The organism is Hymenobacter sp. PAMC 26628 (assembly GCF_001562275.1).
In the GTDB taxonomy this organism is placed as follows: domain Bacteria; phylum Bacteroidota; class Bacteroidia; order Cytophagales; family Hymenobacteraceae; genus Hymenobacter.
On record NZ_CP014304.1, the window covers coordinates 1,019,127 to 1,039,631 of the forward strand.

Here is a 20,505-nt window from a genome sequence, read left to right on the forward strand (position 1 = left end):
CCCTTTCTCGTATTTTCTTACAACCCCCGCATGGAAACCTACTACAACCCCGCCGACCTCAAGAAATTTGGCAACATTGGCGAGTTTCAGAAAGAATTTGCCGATAAATTCTTCGCCTACTACGGCGCCGTGTTCGCCGAAGGGGCCCTCACGGCCCGCGAAAAATCGCTCATCGCCCTGGCCGTGGCCCACGCCGTGCAGTGCCCCTACTGCATCGACGCTTACTCGGCCGACACCCTCGAAAAGGGCTGCACCGAGCCCGAAATGATGGAGGCCGTGCACGTGGCCGCCGCCATCCGCGGCGGCGCTACCCTGGTGCACGGCGTGCAGATGATGAACAAAGTCAAAGAGTTATCCATGTAAATCCTAGCGCGGACTCTGCGAGTCTGCGCGTTGCGCTGTTACCCAACGCTCTTACGCGCGGACTCGTAGAGTCCACGCTACTTCTTTTCCATGATAAAATCCCTCAAAGCCACCGGCAACCAGTTGGCCGATTCGGCTTTTCAGCTCACCGTGCTGCGCCAGGAAGTGGTGGACGTGCTGCACCTGCCGCCCTTCCACCAGAAGATGCGGGAGGCGGGCCTGTTTCCGCTTACGCCGGTGGCCCCGGCGGTGCTGCAAATCAACGTGGGCAAGATGTGCAACCAGGTTTGCAAGCACTGCCACGTGGATGCCGGCCCCGACCGCAAGGAAATTATGACCCGCACCACGATGCAGCTCTGCCTCGACGCGCTGGCCCAAACCGCTATTCCGACTGTGGACCTCACCGGTGGGGCCCCGGAGATGAATCCCGACTTCCGGTGGTTTGTGGAAGAAATCAGCAAGTTGGGCCGTAAAGTGCTGGTGCGCTGCAACCTGACCATCATCGTGGCCAATAAGAAGTACCACGACCTGCCCGAGTTTTTCAAGCAGCACGGTGTGGAGGTGGTCAGCTCGCTACCCTTCTATTCGGCCGACAAAACCGACCGCCAGCGCGGCGACGGTGTCTTCGACGACTCCATCAAAGCCCTCAAAATGCTGAACGCCGTGGGCTACGGCCAGCCGGGCAGCGGCTTGGTGCTGAACTTGGTGTACAACCCAGCCGGCGCGTTCATGCCGGGGCCCCAGGCGGCCTTGCAGCGGCAGTTCAAGCAGGCGCTGGCGAAGGACCACGGCATCGTGTTCAACGACCTGTTTGCCATCACCAACCTGCCGGTGAGCCGCTTCCTGGACTACCTCGTGGAGTCGGGCAACTACGCAGGCTACATGGAGAAGCTGGTGACGGCCTTTAACCCCACGGCGGCGGCCGGCGTGATGTGCCGCGACACCATTTCGGTGGGCTGGGACGGCGGCCTCTACGACTGCGATTTCAACCAGATGCTCGACCTGCACGTGGCCAGCACCAGCCAGCACATCCGCGACTTCGACGCCGCGGCCTTGGCCCAGCGCCCCATCGTGCTCAACCAGCACTGCTACGGTTGTACAGCCGGCGCGGGCTCCAGCTGCGGCGGCACGGTAGCGTAAGCGCATGGTAGTGCGAACGATGCTGCGCCATTGCCTATTTGCTGAGGCGCTGGGCACGGCCATTTTGCTGATTTTCGGCACCGGCGCGGCCGTGGTTGACGAGCAGACGCACGCGCTGGGCCACGGCGGCGTGGCGGCGGCCTTCGGGCTGGTGGTGCTGGTGCTCATCCAGGGCCTGGGCCACGTGAGCGGCGCCCACGTGAACCCGGCCGTGACCATCGCCTTTTGGGCGGCGGGGCGCTTTCCGGGCCAGCGCGTGCTGCCCTACGTGGGGGCCCAATTGGTGGGCGCGTTCGTGGGGAGCGGCTTGGTTAAGCTGGTGGCCACCAGCGGCTCCACGCTGGGCGCCACGCTGCCAGCGCACGGCCCTGGCCAGGCTTTCGGGCTGGAAGTAATGCTCACCTTCTGGCTGATGCTGGTGATTCTGCGGGTGTCGTCCAGCTTCTACGAGCAGGGGCTGCTGGCGGGGCTCACCATCAGCGCTACGGTGGGGCTCGAAGCTTTGGTGGCGGGGCCCCTGTGCGGCGCCAGCATGAACCCGGCCCGCTCGCTGGCCCCTGCCTTCGTGAGCGGCCACCTGGCCGATGCCTGGCTCTACGTAGTAGCCCCGGTGGCCGGCGCACTGCTGGCCGTGCTGGTCGACAGACTGCTAGAACTGAGCAGCAAAAAGCTTCAGGCGCTCCCGGAGGAAGTTAGGTTGCCCTAAAAGCCCGGATAAGTCAAACAGTAAGCGCATCAAGGCTGGGCAAGTACTGCGTATTACAATGCAAGAGGGCCCCCGGTGGCGGCCGCCAAGCTTGCGCAATTAATGGCCGGGCGATTCCGGTGGGAAATAATCCAGGGGTAAGAGCTCCGCCATCTTTTCAAAGCTCCAGTAGCCTTCGGTCACTAACGACAAGGGGGCCACGGGCACGGCGTTGGGGGCCAGTTCGGCGGCGGGCGGGGGGCGCAGTTGCAGGATTGATTCCTGGCGGCCCGGCAGCGGGTGGCCGGTGATGGCGCCAGGGGCGTGGAAGCCAGGATCGGGCCGGGCATTTTCGTACGTCACGGCCAGCAGGTCGCGGAAGCGCAGCCACACCCGCCCCGCGGCGGCGGTGCGCACGCTGTCCAGCGGCAGCCGATCCTCATACACGAGCGTGAATTCTTTGGGTTGCGTCAAGAGGCGCCACACCGAATCGGGCAGGCTGCCGTGGTTCCGGCCGGCGGCTTGCCACCGCCGCACCAGGCTGTCGGCGGCCGCGCGGCGGCGGTTGGGACGGCGGCTCAGCCGTTGCAGCAGGAAGCCTTCCTCGGCGAGCCGGCCGGCGTAGGCACTGCGTAAAAAATGCAGGTAAGAGCCCCGGTACGCCTTTTGCCGATTGGCTTCCCAGCGGCGCTGCTCACCGGCGTTGAGGGGCGGCAAGGGCTGAAAAGCAACCCGGCTGACGGTGAGAATCGTCACTGTTTCGTCGGTGATGTCGGCCCGAAAATCCAGGTCGTAGCAAGTGAGTCGGTACCCCAGGGCCCCATTGTCGACCTGCACGGCGCGGGTGGCGCGGGCCGTCAGGCGCCGCCGGCCCGGGTCGAAAACGACGCTGATGTCGGCCGGGTCGCGCACTTGGCACAGCCGCGCGAATGAAGAAGTGCCCAGGAATAACTTCAAAAACAACTGGTAGTCGGCCAGCCGGTTGGCAGGGCGCACCACCACTTCGCCCAACGGCGCCGGGGCGGGCAGTAGCCCAAAATTCAAGGTCAGATTGGTTTCGGCGGCCACCAATACCGGCCGTTGCCGCAGCCGGTAGCCCAAGTAGCTGGCTGACACATCGTAGCGCCCGCGCCGGATACCTGGCAGCACGTAGGCCCCTTGCTGGTCCGCCGTGGCGCCGTAAGTGGTGTTCAGCAGGAAAACGCTGGCAAAAGGCAACGGCTTGCCCGTCAAGGAGTCGCGTACGATGCCGCGAATGGTTACCTGGGCCGCTGCCGGCCCCGCCAATAACGTCAGAACGAATAATAAGGCGCGCATGACGACGTGTGGTGGCCGTGGCCTGCCGGACAACCGTTCCTTGCGAAGCCTGTGCTACGGGGCCCTAAATTACTTGCTGGCAATTCAGCTTAAACGCTGCAAACCAAGTTGATCGAAGCTTACTGGCTGCCGGCGGCGCTACTGGATGAGCCGAGCCCCTTGCTGGGCTTCGCGGCTAGCTGGCCCGCCGCCAGGGCCTTGTAAATCACCTCGTGGATGCGGGTGCGGATGTTGTACTGGCGCAGCTTGTTATTACCCGCGTCGGGGTACACGCGGTTCGAGAGGAAGATGTAGAGGATTTGGTTGTCGGGGTCCATCCACACGCAGGTGCCAGTGAAGCCGGTGTGGCCGAAGGTGCTGGCCGGGGCCAGGCTGCTGGTGGGGCCCTGGGGCTTGCTGGGGTCGCCGTGGTCCCAGCCCAGGCCGCGCTTGTTGCCCGCCACCTGGGGCCGGGCAAATTCCGACACCACCGGCGACTGGAAGTAGCGGGTGCCGCCGTAGTTGCCGTTTTGCAAGTCCATCTGCATCAGCACGGCCAGGTCGTTGGCGGTGGCGAAAAGGCCAGCGTGCCCCCCCACACCGCCCACCAGGGCCGCCATCTGGTCGTGTACGGTGCCTTGCAGCTGCTCGTGGCGGTAGTACGTGTCGTTTTCGGTGGGCGCAATGCAGCTTTTGGGGAAGTGCGCGAGCGGGTTGTAGGTTAAGCTGCCCAGGCCCAGGGGCCGGTAGAAATTGATCTGCAAAAACTCCTCAATGGGTTGTTTCAGCAGCTTCTCGCTCAGCCGCTTCATGATAAGAAAGCTGAGGTCAGAATACTCCACCGGGTACTTGCCGTGCACCTTGGGCAGCAGCGATGAGCGCAGCGTCCAGGTCCACACCGAGTCGTCGGCGGCCTTCACGCTGTACTCGCCAGGGGCCACTTCGTTGGGAAAATCGCCCGATTTCTGGCCAGAGTAAAAGGTAGGCTTCAGCTTGCCGTCGCGCACGGTGCGCTCCCAGGTGGGGATGCCCGGCTTGAGACCGGCTTGGTGCAGCAGCACGTCGCGCACGGTCATCTCGCGCTTGTTAGTGCGCTGCATTTCGGGCAGGTAGGTGGCCACTTTCTCGTCCAGGTTCAGGCGGCCCTGGTCTTTAAGGTACATGATGGCCTGCAACGTGCCGGCCACCTTCGTAACGGAAGCTAGGTCGTACAACGTGCTGCTGGTTACGGGCTGCGACTGGTCGTAGGTGCAGTAGCCGTAGCTTTGGTCAAACACCACCGTGCCGTTTTTGGCCACCAGCACCTGGCAGCCGGGGGAGGCGGCGTAGGTCTGGCTTTCGAGGGCGATGTTGTCGATGCTGGCCAGCACACGCGAGTCGAGGCCCTCGCTTTCGGGGGCGGCGTAGCGCAAGCGGTGCAAGTCGGGCGTGGCCAGGCCGGTGCCTACCGGCAGGGTGGGCGACACGGTGACCGGCAGCTTGCCCCGCGCTGGCAGGGCTCCGAACAGCACCTGCGGCACCACCAGCTGGGCCGCGTAGTGGTCCTCATAAGCGCAGACGAGCGTGCGGGCCCCCTCCAAGTACTTGAGGCCGTAGGCGTTGCCCATGGCCACCACCACCGTTTTGATGCCCTTGGTGGCCTCTAGCTGCTTGAGAAACTTTAGGGCCCCGTCGCCCAGGCCGTAGCTGTGGCTGGGCGTGTTGTTCATCTGGTGCAGGCTCACCACCACCACGTTGTAGGGCTGGAGGCGGGCCAGCAGGCGGGCAAACGTGGAGTCGGGCGCGTAGCGGTCGGCCACGGCGTATACCGGGCCGGGCTGGTACTTGTTAAAGATGGTGGCGTAGGGCCCCTCGGCCGGCGTGCCGATGGTGATGGCCGCAACCCGTAGCGTGTCGAGCCGCTGGAAGGGCAGGAGCTGGTCGTCATTCTTCACCACTGTGGTGGCGTGCTCAAAAATACGCTGGGCCAACACCCGCGTGCTGGGCTGGTTGAGGCTGTCGCGTAGCACAGCCAGGTTCACGGGGCGGTACTTGTTCAGTCCGGCCCAATACTTAGCACGCAGAATTTTCTTCACCCGCAGGTCCAGGTCGACCTGCTGCAGTTTGCCTGCCGCCACGGCCTCCTTGATGCGAATAAGGGCCACCGGCACGTCTTCTGAAAACAGCAGCACGTCGTTGCCCGCGGCCAGGGCCATGGCATCCAGCTCGCCGTCTTTGTAGAGCTTGCTCACGCTGCGCATGTTCAGCGCATCGGTGAACACCAGGCCCTTAAAGCCCATCTTGTCCTTGAGCAAGTCCGTGACGAGGGCGTGCGAGAGGGTAGTGGTTTTGGCGTTGGTCGTATCGAAGAGCGGGATGTAGAGGTGGGCCACCATCGTGCCCATCACCCCGGCGTCGAACGCCTGCTGGAAGGGCACCAGATCAACCTTCGCGAGGCGGGCCATGTCGGTGTTGACGACCGGCAGGGCCACGTGCGAGTCGGTGTCGGTGTCGCCGTGCCCGGGGAAGTGCTTGGCCACGGCCATCACCCGGTTGTCCTGCAACCCCTTGATGTACTGGAGGCCCAGCGCCGCTACCCGGTCCTGGTTCTCACCAAAGGCGCGGTTGCCAATCACGGGGTTGTTGGGGTTCGAGTTCACGTCGAGCACCGGTGCGAAGCTGATGTGCACGCCCAGCGCGCGCAGCTTGCGGGCAATGGCCTGGCCCATCTGGTACACGTACTGCGGGTCGTCGAGGGCTCCCAGCGTCATTTCCTTCGCAAAGTGAGCCGACGAATCGAGGCGCATGTCGAGGCCCCACTCGGCGTCGGTGGCGATGAGCAGCGGCACCTTGGCGGCGGCCTGCAGGCGGTTGGTGAGCAAGGCCTGGCGCTTGGGGCCCCCTTGCAGGAACATCACCCCGCCCACGCCCTGGTTGCGCACCAGCCGCTCGATGCGGTCGGCGTGGGCCTTCTCACGGTTCGAGTAGGCGGCCACCATGAAGAACTGGCCCAGGCGCTGGTCGGGCGTAAGGGAGTTGAACACACTGTCGACCCACGCCATTTCGAGCGGGGAGCTGGGCAGCGGGTCGGCGGGCAGCTTCCGCAGGCTGGCGAACGAAAGCAGCGTGCCCGCCGCCAGCAGCAGCGCCGCGAGGGCCGGCCAAACCGTGGTGCGCAGCGAGCCAGGAGGGCGGAGGGAAAGCTTCAAAGGATGAACCGGGCCCCGGGGGCCGTACTTTTGTCGTGGAAAGCTACGGAACCGACGGATGGGGTTTGGCCGTTCCAAACCCACCGCCCGCCCAGCCCAAACGGGGCAAAAATCGCTCCGCACTGGACCATTAGCGCGCCGCCGTTTAATCGCGAAGGTACGCAGAAACTATGGGGGGGGCGGATTCAGTCTAACCCACCGCCGCGTTGCTTTGCGCCACCCACCGGCTTTTTACCGCGGTCCACCGGCTAATTTGCCCGCTTCTTTGTTTACCCGCTGGCCTTGGCTGGCCCTGTCTCATGCCCGACATCATTCGCTTGCTTCCCGAGTACCTCGCCAACCAGATTGCGGCCGGCGAAGTGGTGCAGCGCCCCGCCTCGGTGGTGAAGGAGCTGCTGGAAAACGCCGTGGATGCCGGCGCTACCCAGGTGCAACTCATTGTGAAAGAGGCCGGCAAGCAGCTGGTGCAAGTGGTGGACAACGGCACGGGCATGAGCCCCACCGACGCCCGCATGAGCCTGGAGCGCCACGCCACCAGCAAAATCCGCAGCACCGAAGACCTGTTCCGCATCCGCACGCTGGGCTTCCGGGGCGAGGCCTTGGCCAGCATCGCGGCCGTGGCCCAGGTCGAAATCCGCACCAAGCAGCCCGCGCAGGAAACCGGCTCGCTGCTGCTCGTGGAGGGCTCGCAGGTGACCAGCCAGCAGCCCACGGCCTGCCCCGACGGCACGAGCATCGCCGTGAAAAACCTGTTTTTCAACGTGCCCGCCCGCCGCAACTTCCTCAAGAGCAACGCCGTGGAGATGCGTCACGTGCTCGACGAGTTCCAACACGTGGCCCTGGCCAACCCGCAGGTGGGCTTCTCGCTGTTTCAGAACGACTTGGAGGTGTTTGGGTTGCCGGCCGGCAAGCTCAGCCAGCGCATTGTGCAGCTGCTGGGCAACGGCTATAAGGAGCAGCTGGCCAACTGCGAGGAGGTGACGCCCTTCATCGCCGTGCGCGGCTACGTGGGCAAGCCCGAGTCGGCCAAGAAGAGCCGGGGCGACCAGTTTTTCTTCGTCAACAACCGCTTCATCCGCTCGGCCTACCTCAACCACGCCGTGCTGGCGGCCTACGAGGGCCTGCTCCCGCGCGACGCGCACCCGTTCTACGTGCTGTTTCTGGAGCTGGACCCCAAGGCCATCGACATCAACGTGCACCCGACCAAGACGGAAATCAAGTTCGAGGACGAGAAAACGGTGTACGCCGTGGTGCGCTCGGCCGTGAAGCAGAGCCTGGGCCTGCACAACATCGCGCCCTCGCTAGACTTCGACGGCGACGTGAACTTTGCGCCCATCCGGCCGCTGCGGGCTGGTAAGCCGGCCGCCGGCGCTTCGCGCTGGCTACGCCCCGAGGACAACCTGCCCGCCGCGACGCCCTCTAACCGCGACGACTTTGAGGTGGGGCCCCGGCTGGCCGGGGCCCCCACCGCCCGGCCCACGGCGGCTGGTTTCGCCAATTTCGCCCCCGACACCCGCACCGACGGCTTTGCCCGCCAAGCTCCGTCGCGCCCCACGGAGCAGGCCCGTCGCGACCTTGAAGCCTTCTACCGCGAGCTGGGCCAGCCCGTGCGCACGGCCGACGACTTGCCCGCGGAGGAGCATGCCGCGGCTGCGGTGCCGGCGGCGCCCGAAGGGGCCCCGGGGGCCCTGCCGTTAGCTTTTCCTGAGGAAGACGCGGGCTTGGGGGCCCCGGCGCCCGGCGCCCGGCCGCTGCCGGCGCGCGAGGGTGGGGGCCCCGGCCACCGCGCCGTGCAGGTGCAGCAGCGCTACGTGCTGGTGCCGGTGAAGTCGGGCGTGCTGCTGATTGACCAGGAAGCGGCCCGCGAGCGGATTCTGTACGAGCAGTACGCGCAGGGCCTGGAGCGCGCCGATGGCGCGTCGCAGACGCTGCTGTTTCCGCGCACGGTGAGCTTTTCGCCGGCCGATTTTGCGGTACTGCTGGAGCTCACCGAGCCGCTGCACACGCTGGGCTTCCGCTTCGTCGAGTTTGGGCCCCACACCATTGCCGTGGAGGCCGTGCCCGCCGGCATGCCCGCCCAGGGCGAAAAGGAACTGCTCGAAAGCCTGATCGAGCAGTTTCGCACCGCCGCTGGGCCCCTGCGCCTCGACCGCCACGAGGCCCTGGCGCGGGCCCTGGCCCGGCGCGTGGCCAGCAGCACCGCCGCCGCCCGCCTGCCCGACGCCGAGCTTAACGCCCTGGCCGACCGCCTGTTTGCCTGCCAGGTGCCCGGCTACACCCCCGACGGCCGCAAAACCCTGGTGCTGCTCGACGCCGCCCAGTTGGCCGCTTTTTTTCGCTCCTAAAAACCCCGCCCGCGCCCGGCCCCGCCCAAGCGCTATTTTTACGTTCATGTTCAACCTCACGCCCACCGTTCGCAACCTGCTCATTGCGAATGTCTTGTTGCTCGTTATTAGCACCAACCTGCTGCCGCAAATTATTCAGTACGGGGCCCTGTTTCCGGTGGGCTCGTTCTTCTTCCAGCCCTGGCAGTTCCTCACGTACATGTTTTTGCACGCCGGCTGGGGCCACTTGATTGGCAACATGTTCGGCCTCATCTCCTTCGGGCCCCTGCTGGAGCAGCGCTGGGGCGGGCCGCGGTTCCTGTTTTTCTGGCTGATTTGCGGCTTTGGCTCCGGCTTGCTCTACGAGGGCGTGCGCGCCTACGAGTTGCGGCCCCTGACGGAACTGCGGCGCGACCTCATCCAAAACCCCACCGGCGGCGACTTTGCTGAACTCGTGCGCACCGCCCGCGGCAGCGGCCCCTACGCGGCCGACGAAATGGCCCTGGCCGACGCTTTGGTGCGCAGCCCCAACGACCCCACGCTACGCGCGACCGTGGCGCAGGAAACCCAGAAGCTCTACCAAACCGTGCTGGCCTCGCCCATGCTCGGGGCCTCGGGGGCCCTGTTCGGGGTGCTGTTCGCGTTTGCCTACTTGTTCCCGAACACCGAACTGATGTTGCTCTTTTTTCCGTTTCCCATCAAAGCTAAGTACTTCGTGTTCCTCTACGCGGTGTACGAGCTCTACAACGGCGTGCACCGCACCCCCGGCGACAACGTAGCTCACTACGCCCACCTTGGGGGCCTGCTCATCGGCTTTTTGGTGGTACATTACTGGGAACGCAGCCGCGAGCGGTTTTACTAACTTTAACCACCTGCCCGGCGCCGGGCCTTCCCGGACCGGGCACGTTGCCTAATTGATAAAATCTGCGATTTTATGAGCGTTTTTCAAGATATCCGCACCGCCTTCGACCGGCGCGACAATGCCCTGAACCAGCTGCTACTGCTGAACGTGCTGGTGTTCGCGGCCCTCATCGTCCTGCACGCCGGCCTCACCATCGGCGGCGTGGGCAACTACTACGAGCCCGTGCTGCGGCAGTTTGCGCTGTCCTCGTCGCTGCCCGTGCTGGCCCGCCACCCCTGGACGGTGCTCACCTACGCCTTCACCCACGAGGGCTTCTTCCACATCTTGTTCAACCTGCTGAACCTCTACTGGTTCGGGCAGCTCATCCGCGAATACCTGGGCAACCGCCGGCTGGTGAGCCTCTACGTGCTGGGGGCCCTGGCGGGGGGGCTGGTGTTCCTGCTGAGCTACAATTTTTTGCCCGCGTTCCAGCCGGGGCTGGGCGCTTCGGTGGTGGGCGCCTCGGCTTCGGTCACGGCCATCATCGTGGCGGCGGCCACGCTGCTGCCCGACTTCACGTTCATGCTGATTCTGCTGGGGCCGGTCAAAATCAAGTGGATAGCGGTGGCCGTGGTGCTCATCTCGCTGGCCGGCATCAACGGCGGTAACCCCGGTGGCGAAATCACTCACCTCGGCGGGGCCCTGCTGGGCTTCGTGTTCGTCAAGCAGCTCAAGGCCGGCCGCGACCTGGGCCGCCCCATCCAGGCCATCGGCGACTGGGTGGGCAACTTGTTCAGCCGCCGGCCCACCATGAGCGTTACTACCCGCCGCCCCGAGCCCGTAACGACCGCCGCCCGCGGGGCCCGCCCCGCCGCCGCCCCCGGCCAGCCTCACCCCGACGAGGTAGATTCTATCCTGGAAAAAATCTCCCGCTCCGGCTACGAAAGCTTATCCAAAGACGAGAAGCAGAAGCTCTTCCGCGCCAGCCAGCAGTAGGACAGATTTGCTTGTTTTCCACAAAACAAAGAAGCCCCGCTAGCATTTGGCTAGCAGGGCTTCTTTATATGAGTCAATACTGCAGCTACGCCGCCGGCTGGCCCATCTTGTCCAGCGCGTCCATTACTTCCTTCACGTGGCCGCGCGAGGTTTCGAGCAGGGCTTTTTCCTCGTCGTTGAGCTGGAGCTCAATCACGCGCTCCACGCCGTTCTTGCCCAGGATGACCGGGGCCCCCAGGTACACGCCGTTAATGCCGTACTCGCCTTGCAGCTCCAGGCACACCGGGAACACGCGGCGCTGGTCGCGCACGATGGCCTCCACCATTTGGGCGGCGGCCGCGCCGGGCGCGTACCAGGCCGAAGTGCCCATGAGCTTCACCAGCTCGCCGCCGCCCACAGCGGTGCGCTGCACGATGGCGTCGAGCTTCTCCTTGGATATCAGCTCCGTAACCGGGATGCCGCCCACGGTGGTGTAGCGGGGCAGGGGCACCATGGTGTCGCCGTGGCCGCCCATGAGTACGGCCTGGATGTCTTTCGGGCTCACGTTCAATTCCGCGGCCAGGAAGGCGCGGTAGCGGGCCGTGTCCAGAATGCCGGCCATGCCGAACACCTTTTCGCGGGGCAGCTTGGCGGTGAGGTGGGCCTGGTAGGTCATCACGTCGAGCGGGTTGCTGACGACGATGATGATGGCGTTGGGCGAGTGTGCCACCACCTGCTCGGTCACCGATTTCACGATGCCAGCGTTGGTGGCAATCAGGTCGTCGCGGCTCATGCCGGGCTTGCGGGGCAGGCCCGAGGTGATGACCACCACCTCCGAGCCGGCGGTGCGAGCGTAGTCGTTGGTGACGCCCACGGTGCGTGAGTCGTAGCCGATGATCGGCGCTTTCTGCCAGATGTCCAGGGCTTTGCCTTCGGCAATGCCTTCTTTGATGTCCACCAAAACAACTTCGTTGGCAATTTCACGGGTGGCGAGCACGTCGGCGCAAGTAGCGCCGACGTTGCCGGCGCCGACAACGGTAACTTTCATAAGGAATGGGTTGGGTGAGAAAACGGGGTTAGGCCGTAAAAGTAGGGCCCCCGGGGGATTGCACGGCCAGAAAATCCGGGCTTTTTCCGGGACGAATCCGACATCGCCGGCCCGGCCCGGGACCCTACAGCGAGAGCCGCGCCGACACCAGCACCTGCGCCGGCCGCAGCTGGTAGGTGGTTTGCGCCAGCAGGAACTGGCTCACGTAGCTGTACTGGTACTGCCGGGTATCGAAAATGTTGCTCCAGCGCGCTTCCAGGTCAATTTTGCGGGCCGTGGGCAGGGTGTAGCGGTAGGTGAGGTCGGCAAATATGGCGCGCACCGCCGGCCCGGGGCCCTGGCTGGCGTAGTAGTCGGCGGCCAGCGACGCCTGGTGGCGGCCCACCGGAAACACGCTCACCGCCGCGTGGTGGTCTTGCAGCACGGCCAGCGGCTGGGCGGCGCCGCCATCCACGGTGCTGCGCAGGGCCGTGAGCGTGGCGTTGTATTCCAGGCTGCCCCAGTCGAAGGCCGACACACTGGTCTTGAACGTAGCGGTGCCCGAGTGGTTGGTGGTTTGGGCCAAGGTGCCATTGAGCACTTGCGGCTGGCGGCTGAGGCTGGCCGATACGTTCAGGCTGAAGTTAGTTTTCCAAGGGCTGACGAACTTGCTCACGCTGCTGCCCACGGTATGGCTTAGGCGGCGGGCGTCCTGGTCGAGAGCCACCGTGGTGAGGGCCCCGCTGGCGTCCACCTGGCTGCTGTAGAGGCGGTTGCTGAGCGTGCTGGTGAGCGAGTAGCTAGCGTTGAAAAACAGCGACTTGAGCGGGTTTTTGAAGTACAGCCCCGCGTTGTAGCTCTGGGCCACGCTGCGCGGCAGAGGCGCGTCGTTGCGCTGCAAGGTGCGGTAGTCGCGCAAAAGGTAAGCGTAGTTGAGCTGCGAGATGTCGCCGAAGCGATTGCTCAGGCCGGCCCCGGCCGCCGCGTACCAAAGGGCCCCCAGGTCGTGGCGGCCGCTGAGGCGGGGCTCGGCCACGGCCACGCGCAGGCGCTGCCCGGCCCCGAGGGGCGCGTCGGCGGCCGTGAAGGCGTAGTAGCTCACCGGCACCTCCAGGCTGGCGTTCCAGCTGTCGGTTTTGTAGCTCAGGGCGGGCTGGGCGTAGTAGCGGCCGCGGTTCCAGCGCAGGTCGTTGCGCAGCGGGGCCCCGGGCGCGGCCGGCTCCGGCGCGGTATCCAGCGCCGAGGCCAGCCGCTGGATTTCCTGCGAAAAGCCTACCGTGCCGCTGTAGGCCCAGGGCCCCCGGCTAGCGGTGAGGCCCAGCGAGTTGCTGGTGAAAAACGAGCCCAGCCGCACCTGCTGCCGGGCCGAGTCGTAGGCCGCGCCGCCGGTGAGGGCCCCGGCAAACGGCCCCGGGCGCACCGCCAGCCGCTGCGGGCTGTTGGTGTAAAACACCAGCGAGGTGGCCTGCACGATGCGCCCGCGGCTGATGGGCCGCACCAGCCCGAGCCGGTTGGTGGCTGCAAAAAACGGGTTGCGCGCCGTCTGCGCAATGCGCGTCTGGCTCTCGGCGCGGTACACGTCGCCGGTTTGCGCGTCCCAGCGGCCGTCCAGGCTCAGCGTATTCTTCAGGTAGTAGTCCTTGACGTTTTTGACGAATGCCAAGTCGGTTTGCAGGGTATTGAAGGACAGTTGGTTGCGCGTTTCCTCGGTTAGCGTCACCGGCGGCTGGCCGGGCAGGTAGTAGAAGGTTTGCGCGGTGCCGCGCTGCGTTTGCGTATCGTGCAGGTACGAGGCGTTCACCCGCAGCTGGTTGTCCTTGCTGAGCGTCACCAGGTGGTTGGCGCTCAGCAGGTGCACCCGGTTGAAGAGGTAGCGGCTGGCGGCCACCGGCGGCTGGCCCAGGCCGCGGATGTGCGTCAGGTCGGGCTTTTGGTTGCTGCTTTCGGCCTGCTGCTGCAAGTCGGCCAGGGTTAGGGGCTTCAGCTCGGCGGCCACGTCCTGGCCGGTGTTGTTGCCCTGGTAGGTGTCGATGAGCTGCTGCTTTTTGGTGAACAGCATCGGCGACACGTTGGCGTTCCACAGGGCCCCCGGCGGCGACGGCACGAGGCCCGCGCCGAGCCGGGCCTGCCCGGTGGCGGTCACCTTGTTTTTGAGCTTGATGTTGAGCGCCGCGTTGTCGGGGTGCACCAGTTTATCGAGGGCGCGCACGGGCTGGTGGTTTTCCAGCACCTGCACCTGCTGCACGGCGTCGGCGGGCAGGTTGTCGCTGGCCAGGGTGTAGCGGCTTTCCAGCAGGTCCTGCCCGTTGATGTAGAACTTGCTGATGGGCCGCCCCTCGTAGCTTATCTGCCCGTCGCTGGCCACCTCAATGCCCGGCATCTTCTTCAGCACGTCCGAAATGACCCGGTCGCGCTTGTTGGCAAACGCGCCCACCTGGTAGCTCAGCGTGTCGCCCTGCCGGGTGATGGGGGCCCCCTGCACCACCACTTCCTTGAGCTTAGTGGCCTCCTCGCGCATTTTCAGCTCCACCGGCTGGCTGCGATTCGCCAGCCGCCGCAGTTGCACGGCGTAGCCCAGGGCCCGGGCCGCGAGCAGCAGCGAGTCGCTGGCCGGCGCGGTGGGCAGGGTGAGGGTGAAGCGCCCGTCGGGCCCCGAAATGACGAAGGCGGAGGCCGGCGGCTGGGTTTTGGTTTCGGCTTCTACAATTATGCCTTCCAGCGGCTGGCCGGCGGGGTTGCGCACGGTGCCGGTGAGGGTAGTTTGGGCATGGATTGATGAGGTAACCAGTGTTAGTATGCCAACAATAAACCGAATATATCCAGCTATATTCTGCAAAATTAAATATCAAAAAATGTTTATTTCAGTTCTATCGGATTATTGCGTTTTTTAATTCTTTCTTTAAATGCCTGTCTGTCAGCATCTGTTATATTATTTCCCATTGCTGCAACCCGATCAAGCATACCAGCTTCATTTACTAATTCACCTTGACGAAAATCTTTTTTGTTAGTATTTACCACATTCTTAATAGGAACTACGATAGGAACAACTGTTTTTAATTCGGTTAATTTTATTAGATCAAAAGAGTAATAGTGCTTTGTGTCACTTACGCTAATAATTAGTCCAGGTAGCCCGCAAAATTTATATGGCCCATCTGAAATTGGTATATCTCGGGTAAACCATGCCTCAAAAATTCGTCCTGCGAATGAAGTAGTTGCTTTTTGGCATTTATAACCTGCTATAGTAGCAGTAGCAGAAGTTATTTTCCAAACGAATATGTTTTGGGGTTCAGAATACGAATATAGTTTGCCACCTATTTTACTATAAAAATCAATTGTTTTATTGCTTAATTTCTTATATATATAATATCTAAATAATGTATTCGGCAATTTATTTAATTTGCCTGCAAATATTTGCACATTCGCTTGATTAAAAGGCTTGCCTTCTGATTCTGTTAACAATGAATCATTGGAGAGCATAATTTTACTTCGGAAACGCGAGATATTATTTCCAATTAGTAAACTCATAAGTTCAGAACGACTGGTCTGATCTGCTGAGTCAAGTCGATATACTAAGCGGTAAATGCATTCAATTTTTCCATTTTCCGATACAAGACTAGACACTTGACAATAGCTTGGCAAGCTTAGTATGCTCAAAATTAAAACAAAGAGTTGCCGCATAAACAGATGATCTATTATTAAATAATGCACAATTGTTTAATGAAACAAATTGTGCATTTCTTTGAATAAATTTATAAAAAATGCCGCGCGATAGAAGCTTTTGATTGTAGCTTCTATCGCGCGGCAGAGCCTATTCTTATTAACCACAGAGAACGTCACACAGTTCGCTATAGCAATCTAAGAACTCCTCTATCGTCTCACCGCATGCCGATCCAACTTTATTACATGGTGTGTTCATGTATGCACATACTAATTCAGTTGTTTTAATAGGTGCAATCCTGGCTTTATTTCCAGACTTATTTGCCATTATTTTATTAGCTACTGGTGTTCCTGTCGCCATACCAGCAAACGAAGTACTGCCAATCAGAGCAGCCAAAAGAAGAATCTTTTTCATAGGTAAAATGAATTTCTAGTATCAAATTCCGCACACCCCCGGAAAATTGGGGCCGCCCTTTCGATAAAACCCAGGTGCAGTACCTGTTCGGGCCGTCGCATGGAATGGGGTTGCTAACCCGGGAGCAGCTTGCCGGTGCCCGCTTTTAGTCAGTACCTTCTTGGTAGATAGAAGGATGAATGGAGCGTGACCGGTGGTAAAAGTTGATAAAAAAAAAGAACTTCCTAGATTAATTACATAATATACGTACTAAATTATGTAAGTGCTTGAAGGTAAATAGAGTTATTTGTTTATTGCTCTGCTTTCGATAAGTTCATCTATAAATTTAAAGCAGTGTCATTCACTTCAATTTGAGCGGGTTGTTCTGTTTTTTGGCGCGTTCTCGTATCCGTTGCTGGGCTTCCCCGGAGTTTTAGGTAGCGATGCCAGCCCCGCCGTTGTTGGTGGGGGCCATCCGCTCCAGAAAGTGGCGGTTGAAATCGGCGGCGCGGAGTGCAGCCTCGCTAGTGCTGGTGGCCGCTTTGGCAGGGAAGGCAATAAAACGACTGGTTCATAAGCGCCTACACTCAAAGGCGCTGCACGGCCAGCACCCGCGCCGTTTCCTCCGTCACCTTAAAGCGGTCGTCCACGCGCAGGCCCACCACCCAGCAGATTTTGCCGTCGGCCGAGGCCAGCACGCGCACGTCGTCCTTCAGGTTCAGCGGCACTTTCTGGTCGATGAGGAAGTTGCTGAGGTGCTTTTTGCCTTGCATCCCGAGCGGCATGAACCAGTCGCCCTCTTGCCAGCGGCGCAGCGTGAGCGGGAATTTCAGCTTGTCGGCATCGAGCGCGGCGGTGCTGCGCGAGCGGGGAATGGCGTAGCCGGCGCCGTCGTGGGCCGAGGCGCGCAGGCGCAGGCCGTCGGCCAGCAGGTCGTCCTGGCCCTCGGCGAGCTGGAAGGTGCCGTACTGCGCCAGCCGCCGCGGGGTGATGACGAGCTGGTCGCGGTCTTTCACCAGGCGGTGGGTAGGCGAGTCAAACTGCTTGCCCGACAGGCCCCCGAAGGCCGCCACCACTTCCTTCGTCACCACCCACGAGAAGCCGAAGGGCCGCAGCAGCTCGTGCAGCACCAGGGCCGTGGCGGCCGTGTTTTGGAGCAGCGCGATGCTGAAATAGGTGGCTTCGGGCGCGTCGCGCCGGGCCTGGGCATTGGTGTCGGCCACGTAGCGGCGCACGATTTCCTCGGCCCCGCCCACCCGCTCGGCGGTGGCGGCCATGGTGTGGTCGAGGCCGGGGTTGATTTCGCGCAGCACCGGCAGCACCTCGTGGCGCAGCAGGTTGCGCTGGTACACGGGGCTGTCGTTGGACTCGTCTTCGCGCCAGCGCAGGCCGTTGGCCACCAGGTAATCGTGCAAATCGTCGCGGCCCAGGCCCAGCAGCGGCCGCACCACGGCGCCGTTTTTGGCCTGGATGCCGTGCAGGCCGGCCAGGCCCGTGCCGTGCGTCAGGTTCAGCAGCATCGTTTCGGCCTGGTCGCGCTGGTGGTGGGCCGTGGCAATGGCCGCAAGCCCCTCGCGCGCCCGCACCTGCTCGAACCACTGGTAGCGCAGCAGTCGGGCGGCCATTTGGGTCGAGATGCCCTCGCGCTCGGCAAAGGCCTTGGTTTGGAAAAACTCGGCGAAGTAGGGCGCGTCGTACTGCTTGGCTAGCTTGCGCACGAACTGCTCGTCGGCGTCGGCGTCCTCGCCGCGCAGGCCGAAGTGGCAGTGCGCCACCGCTACCTGGGCCCCCAGCCGGTGCAGCACGTCCAGCAGCACCACCGAGTCGAGGCCCCCGCTGACGGTCACCAGTACAGGGTCATTCTCTAGGGAAAACAGCTGGTGGGTTTCGATGAACTGGCGAACTTGGTCGAGCATAGGGGAGAAGTTAAAAATTACGAGTTAAAATTTGAGCGCTAGTTATGAAGCTGTTTAGGAAGTCGTCAGAACGTCATGCTGAGCTTGTCGAAGCATCTCTCCCGCTCAACTAATCAGGACTACTGCCGCAGTAGAGATGCTTCGACAAGCTCAGCATGACGTTCAATTTTGAGGTTTCAGACATCCTAAACAGCTTTTGTGATGGAAAAAGGGTTGACGGGCAATTATTTCAACTTTTAACTTATTTCAGGCGGGTTATTTCGGCTAGCATGGCATCCAGCCGTTAGGTCACGGTGAGGTCGCCGCGCCAGCACCGGGCAGTCAAAGTGGCCGAGCCAGGCCAGGTGGTTGGCCAGGGTGCGGCTGCCGCCGCAGGAGCCGTCGTCGTAGCCGGCCGCCCGGGCCAGTAAGGCTTCGGTTTGGGCCGTGCGGGCGGGGTTGGTAGTAATAACGTCGCTGTAGCGGGCGTGTTCGCGCTGCCGCAGGCGGCGCAGGCGCAGGGCCGGCGGCAGCCACAGAAATACCACTAAGTCGAACGCCGCCATCTGCTGCTCGCCCTAGGGGCACCAGCCCACCAACGAGCCGCTCAGCACCCAGCGGGGGCTCCGGGCCAGGTCGCGGGCCAGTAGCGCATTGCGCTCGGCCGCGGGGCACCGCACCGTAAATGGCACCTCCGAAGGGCCCCAGAAGTAGTCGTCGCTGTCGAAGTATAGCACGCCCAGGGCCGCGCCCAGCGCCGTGCTCAGCGTGGTGGCGCCCGCCCCGGCGGCCCCGAAGAGATGGATTTTCATGGCAGAAGGAAACGGCTGGCTTGGCCCGGGGCCCCAAGGCACTAAGCCGCAAAGATGCGCGTTAGGCCCCGCCGGCCGCCGTACCTTTGCCCGCTAAATGCCCCGCTTCCGCTTTTTTATTCTGCTCTTGCTGCTGCTGCCGGCCCTGGCCTGGGCCCAGCGGCCCGGTGCCCCGCCCCGCCCGGTGCCCCAGCCCGCCAAGCCCGCCGCCAAAGGCACGCCCGTGGAACTGCTGAAAGGCGCCGGCTTGCTGGTGGGCGTGACGACGCCCGAGGGCGTGAAAATCCGCAAGGTGATTGGCAACGTGGGCTTCAAGCAGGGCGACACGTTTCTGTACTGCGACTCGGCCTACCAATACCTCGACCGCAACGAGATTGAGGCGTTCAGCAACGTGCGCGTCATCCAGAACGACACCGTGACCATTACCGGCGACAAGGGCTACTACAACGGCAACCTGCGCACGGCCCGCATGGTGGGCAACGTGGTGATGCGCGACCCACGCATGACCCTGACCACGCCCACGCTCAACTACGACCTGAACCGCAAAACGGCCACCTACCTCGAAACCGGCCACCTCACCGACCCGCAAAACACGCTCGACAGCCAGCAGGGTTTCTACGACACCAATAGCAAGGTATTCGTCTTCAAGCGCGACGTGCACCTCGTGTCCATCGACGCCCAAAACCAGCGCACCGACCTCAACAACGACACGCTGACCTACAACACCATCAGTAAGATAGCCTATTTCGACGGGCCCACGCGCATCCGGGGGCAGCAGGGCAACCTGTACGCCGAGAAGGGCAACTACAACACCGCCACGCGGGTGTCGAACTTCCAGAAGAGCGCCAAAATAGACACGCCCAACTACCTGCTCGGCGGCGACCGGCTGGTGTACGACGAGGGCCGGCTCTACGGCGAGGCGGCGGGGCACGTCACGCTTATTTCCAAGAAGGACAACATCACGCTGCGCGGCGACTTTGGCCGGCACTGGCGCGGGCTGGGGCGCACCAAGCTCTACGGCGGGCGGCCGGTGGTGCGCAACATTTCGGGCAAGGACACCCTGTACATGGCCGCCGACACGCTGCTGAGCGTGGAAAGCCGCCCCGGCACGCCCAACGTGCGCCAGGTGCTGTACGCCTTCCCCAAGGCCCGGATTTTCAAAGCCAACCTACAGGGGCGCTGCGATTCGCTGACCTACGACCGCCAGGACAGCATCATCTACCTGAACCGCGACCCGGTGCTGTGGCAGGCCCACACCCAAATGGTGGCCGACTCGATGGAAATCCGGCAGAAGCGTGGCAAGGTGGACCAGATGCGGCTGTACGCCAACTCGTTCGTTATCAACCAGGACACGCTGCTGAACTTCAACCAGATGAAGGGCCGCAACATTATGGCCTACTTCCGCGGGGGCCAGATTGGGCGCATCGATGTGCTGGGCAACGCCGAAAGCATCGCCTACGCCCTCGACGGCGACACCGTGGTAACGGGCCTGAACAAGGGCGTGTCGGCTACGATGACGCTGCGCTTTGCCGATAACAAGCTGCAAAAAATCACGATGTTGGCCAACCCCGATGCCAACTTCATCCCGCTGCACGAAATAAAGGAGCCGGACACGCGCCTCAAGGGCTTCCGCTGGCGCGATACCGAGCGCCCCACTCGCCGCCAGGTGCTGGGTAAGCAGTTCGACGACCGCCCGCCCCGCAAACCCGCCCGCAAGAAAACGTCCGTGCGGGCCAAGCGCCCGGCCAAGAAAGCCACTCGAGGGGCCCCCAGCACTGGCCCACGCAAACCGCCCGCCACACCCAAACCTATCCCCACCAAGCCCGTTGCCCGGCCCTGAATGCAACCCTTGGGGCCCCGGCTGCGGTCCAGTCGAAAGCCAACGCCCGGCCGCCACTGGTCCGCGGC

The 20,505-nt window shown here is 62.8% G+C and carries 17 protein-coding genes; 8 read left to right on the forward strand and 9 right to left on the reverse strand.

Features of this window, described 5'->3' with window-relative positions:
- The first annotated feature begins 30 nt into the window (after positions 1-30).
- The 3 genes from AXW84_RS04805 (at position 31) to AXW84_RS04815 (ending at position 2,209) form a co-directional block, all read left to right on the forward strand.
- Positions 31-363, forward strand: coding sequence for an arsenosugar biosynthesis-associated peroxidase-like protein (locus tag AXW84_RS04805; RefSeq protein ID WP_068229436.1), 333 nt, complete (start codon positions 31-33; stop codon positions 361-363).
- A gap of 93 nt (positions 364-456) precedes the next feature.
- Positions 457-1,503 carry an arsenosugar biosynthesis radical SAM (seleno)protein ArsS gene (arsS, locus tag AXW84_RS04810; protein WP_068238926.1) on the forward strand — a complete coding sequence of 349 codons (1,047 nt, stop codon included), beginning with the start codon at positions 457-459 and terminating at the stop codon, positions 1,501-1,503.
- 4 nt (positions 1,504-1,507) lie between these two features.
- On the forward strand, positions 1,508-2,209 hold the full coding sequence (locus AXW84_RS04815; protein ID WP_071891003.1) for an MIP/aquaporin family protein: 702 nt from the start codon (positions 1,508-1,510) through the stop codon (positions 2,207-2,209).
- Positions 2,210-2,308: 99 nt separating this feature from the next.
- On the opposite strand, the gene AXW84_RS04820 is transcribed toward AXW84_RS04815, so the two are convergent.
- Complete coding sequence (locus AXW84_RS04820; RefSeq protein WP_082773702.1) at positions 2,309-3,505, reverse strand: carboxypeptidase-like regulatory domain-containing protein; 1,197 nt, start codon at positions 3,503-3,505, stop codon at positions 2,309-2,311.
- Positions 3,506-3,624: 119 nt separating this feature from the next.
- On the reverse strand, positions 3,625-6,672 hold the full coding sequence (locus tag AXW84_RS04825; RefSeq protein ID WP_071891006.1) for a glycoside hydrolase family 3 N-terminal domain-containing protein: 3,048 nt from the start codon (positions 6,670-6,672) through the stop codon (positions 3,625-3,627).
- Positions 6,673-6,971: 299 nt separating this feature from the next.
- On the opposite strand from AXW84_RS04825, the gene mutL reads away from it, so the two are divergent.
- The 3 genes from mutL to AXW84_RS04840 all read left to right on the forward strand — a co-directional run bounded on the left by mutL (position 6,972) and on the right by AXW84_RS04840 (position 10,833).
- Positions 6,972-9,017 (forward strand): DNA mismatch repair endonuclease MutL, encoded by a 2,046-nt coding sequence (gene mutL / locus AXW84_RS04830; protein ID WP_068229441.1) that lies wholly within the window; start codon positions 6,972-6,974, stop codon positions 9,015-9,017.
- Positions 9,018-9,063: 46 nt separating this feature from the next.
- A complete protein-coding gene (locus AXW84_RS04835; RefSeq protein ID WP_068229444.1) occupies positions 9,064-9,858 on the forward strand; it encodes a rhomboid family intramembrane serine protease in 795 nt (264 codons plus the stop codon).
- 72 nt (positions 9,859-9,930) lie between these two features.
- Positions 9,931-10,833: a rhomboid family intramembrane serine protease gene (locus tag AXW84_RS04840; RefSeq protein WP_068229448.1), complete on the forward strand. Its 903-nt coding sequence runs from the start codon at positions 9,931-9,933 to the stop codon at positions 10,831-10,833.
- A gap of 85 nt (positions 10,834-10,918) precedes the next feature.
- On the opposite strand, the gene mdh is transcribed toward AXW84_RS04840, so the two are convergent.
- The 4 genes from mdh to AXW84_RS24510 form a co-directional block, all read right to left on the reverse strand.
- Positions 10,919-11,860, reverse strand: coding sequence for a malate dehydrogenase (gene mdh / locus AXW84_RS04845; protein ID WP_068229451.1), 942 nt, complete (start codon positions 11,858-11,860; stop codon positions 10,919-10,921).
- A 124-nt stretch (positions 11,861-11,984) separates the two neighbouring features.
- Positions 11,985-14,582, reverse strand: a complete 2,598-nt coding sequence (locus tag AXW84_RS04850; RefSeq protein ID WP_068229452.1) for a hypothetical protein — start codon at positions 14,580-14,582, stop codon at positions 11,985-11,987.
- Between the two features lie 113 nt (positions 14,583-14,695).
- On the reverse strand, positions 14,696-15,517 hold the full coding sequence (locus AXW84_RS23040) for a GLPGLI family protein (protein WP_071891009.1): 822 nt from the start codon (positions 15,515-15,517) through the stop codon (positions 14,696-14,698).
- Positions 15,518-15,656: 139 nt separating this feature from the next.
- Positions 15,657-15,911 (reverse strand): hypothetical protein, encoded by a 255-nt coding sequence (locus AXW84_RS24510; RefSeq protein ID WP_157886818.1) that lies wholly within the window; start codon positions 15,909-15,911, stop codon positions 15,657-15,659.
- A 286-nt stretch (positions 15,912-16,197) separates the two neighbouring features.
- On the opposite strand from AXW84_RS24510, the gene AXW84_RS24515 reads away from it, so the two are divergent.
- Positions 16,198-16,467 carry a hypothetical protein gene (locus AXW84_RS24515; protein ID WP_157886819.1) on the forward strand — a complete coding sequence of 90 codons (270 nt, stop codon included), beginning with the start codon at positions 16,198-16,200 and terminating at the stop codon, positions 16,465-16,467.
- A 10-nt stretch (positions 16,468-16,477) separates the two neighbouring features.
- Here AXW84_RS24515 and tilS read toward each other — a convergent pair whose 3' ends face one another.
- The 3 genes from tilS to AXW84_RS23875 form a co-directional block, all read right to left on the reverse strand.
- Positions 16,478-17,806 (reverse strand): tRNA lysidine(34) synthetase TilS, encoded by a 1,329-nt coding sequence (gene tilS / locus AXW84_RS04855; protein ID WP_068229454.1) that lies wholly within the window; start codon positions 17,804-17,806, stop codon positions 16,478-16,480.
- A gap of 236 nt (positions 17,807-18,042) precedes the next feature.
- A complete protein-coding gene (locus tag AXW84_RS23870; protein ID WP_082773703.1) occupies positions 18,043-18,351 on the reverse strand; it encodes a hypothetical protein in 309 nt (102 codons plus the stop codon).
- A gap of 12 nt (positions 18,352-18,363) precedes the next feature.
- Complete coding sequence (locus AXW84_RS23875) at positions 18,364-18,597, reverse strand: hypothetical protein (protein ID WP_082773704.1); 234 nt, start codon at positions 18,595-18,597, stop codon at positions 18,364-18,366.
- A 97-nt stretch (positions 18,598-18,694) separates the two neighbouring features.
- Here AXW84_RS23875 and AXW84_RS04865 point away from each other — a divergent pair, with 97 nt between their 5' ends.
- Entirely contained in the window at positions 18,695-20,437 is a 1,743-nt protein-coding gene (locus AXW84_RS04865; RefSeq protein WP_068229457.1) for an OstA-like protein, read from the forward strand.
- Positions 20,438-20,505 lie beyond the last annotated feature (68 nt).

Bases quoted from the DNA above. Each gene is read 5' to 3' on its own strand.
- AXW84_RS23040 (WP_071891009.1), bottom strand. From the start codon at position 15,517: ATGCGGCAACTCTTTGTTTTAATTTTGAGCATACTAAGCTTGCCAAGC.
- AXW84_RS04815 (WP_071891003.1), top strand. From the start codon at position 1,508: ATGGTAGTGCGAACGATGCTGCGCCATTGCCTATTTGCTGAGGCGCTG.
- AXW84_RS04840 (WP_068229448.1), top strand. From the start codon at position 9,931: ATGAGCGTTTTTCAAGATATCCGCACCGCCTTCGACCGGCGCGACAAT.
- mdh (WP_068229451.1), bottom strand. From the start codon at position 11,860: ATGAAAGTTACCGTTGTCGGCGCCGGCAACGTCGGCGCTACTTGCGCC.
- AXW84_RS04865 (WP_068229457.1), top strand. From the start codon at position 18,695: ATGCCCCGCTTCCGCTTTTTTATTCTGCTCTTGCTGCTGCTGCCGGCC.
- mutL (WP_068229441.1), top strand. From the start codon at position 6,972: ATGCCCGACATCATTCGCTTGCTTCCCGAGTACCTCGCCAACCAGATT.
- AXW84_RS23875 (WP_082773704.1), bottom strand. From the start codon at position 18,597: ATGAAAATCCATCTCTTCGGGGCCGCCGGGGCGGGCGCCACCACGCTG.
- AXW84_RS23870 (WP_082773703.1), bottom strand. From the start codon at position 18,351: ATGGCGGCGTTCGACTTAGTGGTATTTCTGTGGCTGCCGCCGGCCCTG.
- AXW84_RS24510 (WP_157886818.1), bottom strand. From the start codon at position 15,911: ATGAAAAAGATTCTTCTTTTGGCTGCTCTGATTGGCAGTACTTCGTTT.
- AXW84_RS04805 (WP_068229436.1), top strand. From the start codon at position 31: ATGGAAACCTACTACAACCCCGCCGACCTCAAGAAATTTGGCAACATT.
- AXW84_RS04835 (WP_068229444.1), top strand. From the start codon at position 9,064: ATGTTCAACCTCACGCCCACCGTTCGCAACCTGCTCATTGCGAATGTC.
- tilS (WP_068229454.1), bottom strand. From the start codon at position 17,806: ATGCTCGACCAAGTTCGCCAGTTCATCGAAACCCACCAGCTGTTTTCC.
- AXW84_RS04820 (WP_082773702.1), bottom strand. From the start codon at position 3,505: ATGCGCGCCTTATTATTCGTTCTGACGTTATTGGCGGGGCCGGCAGCG.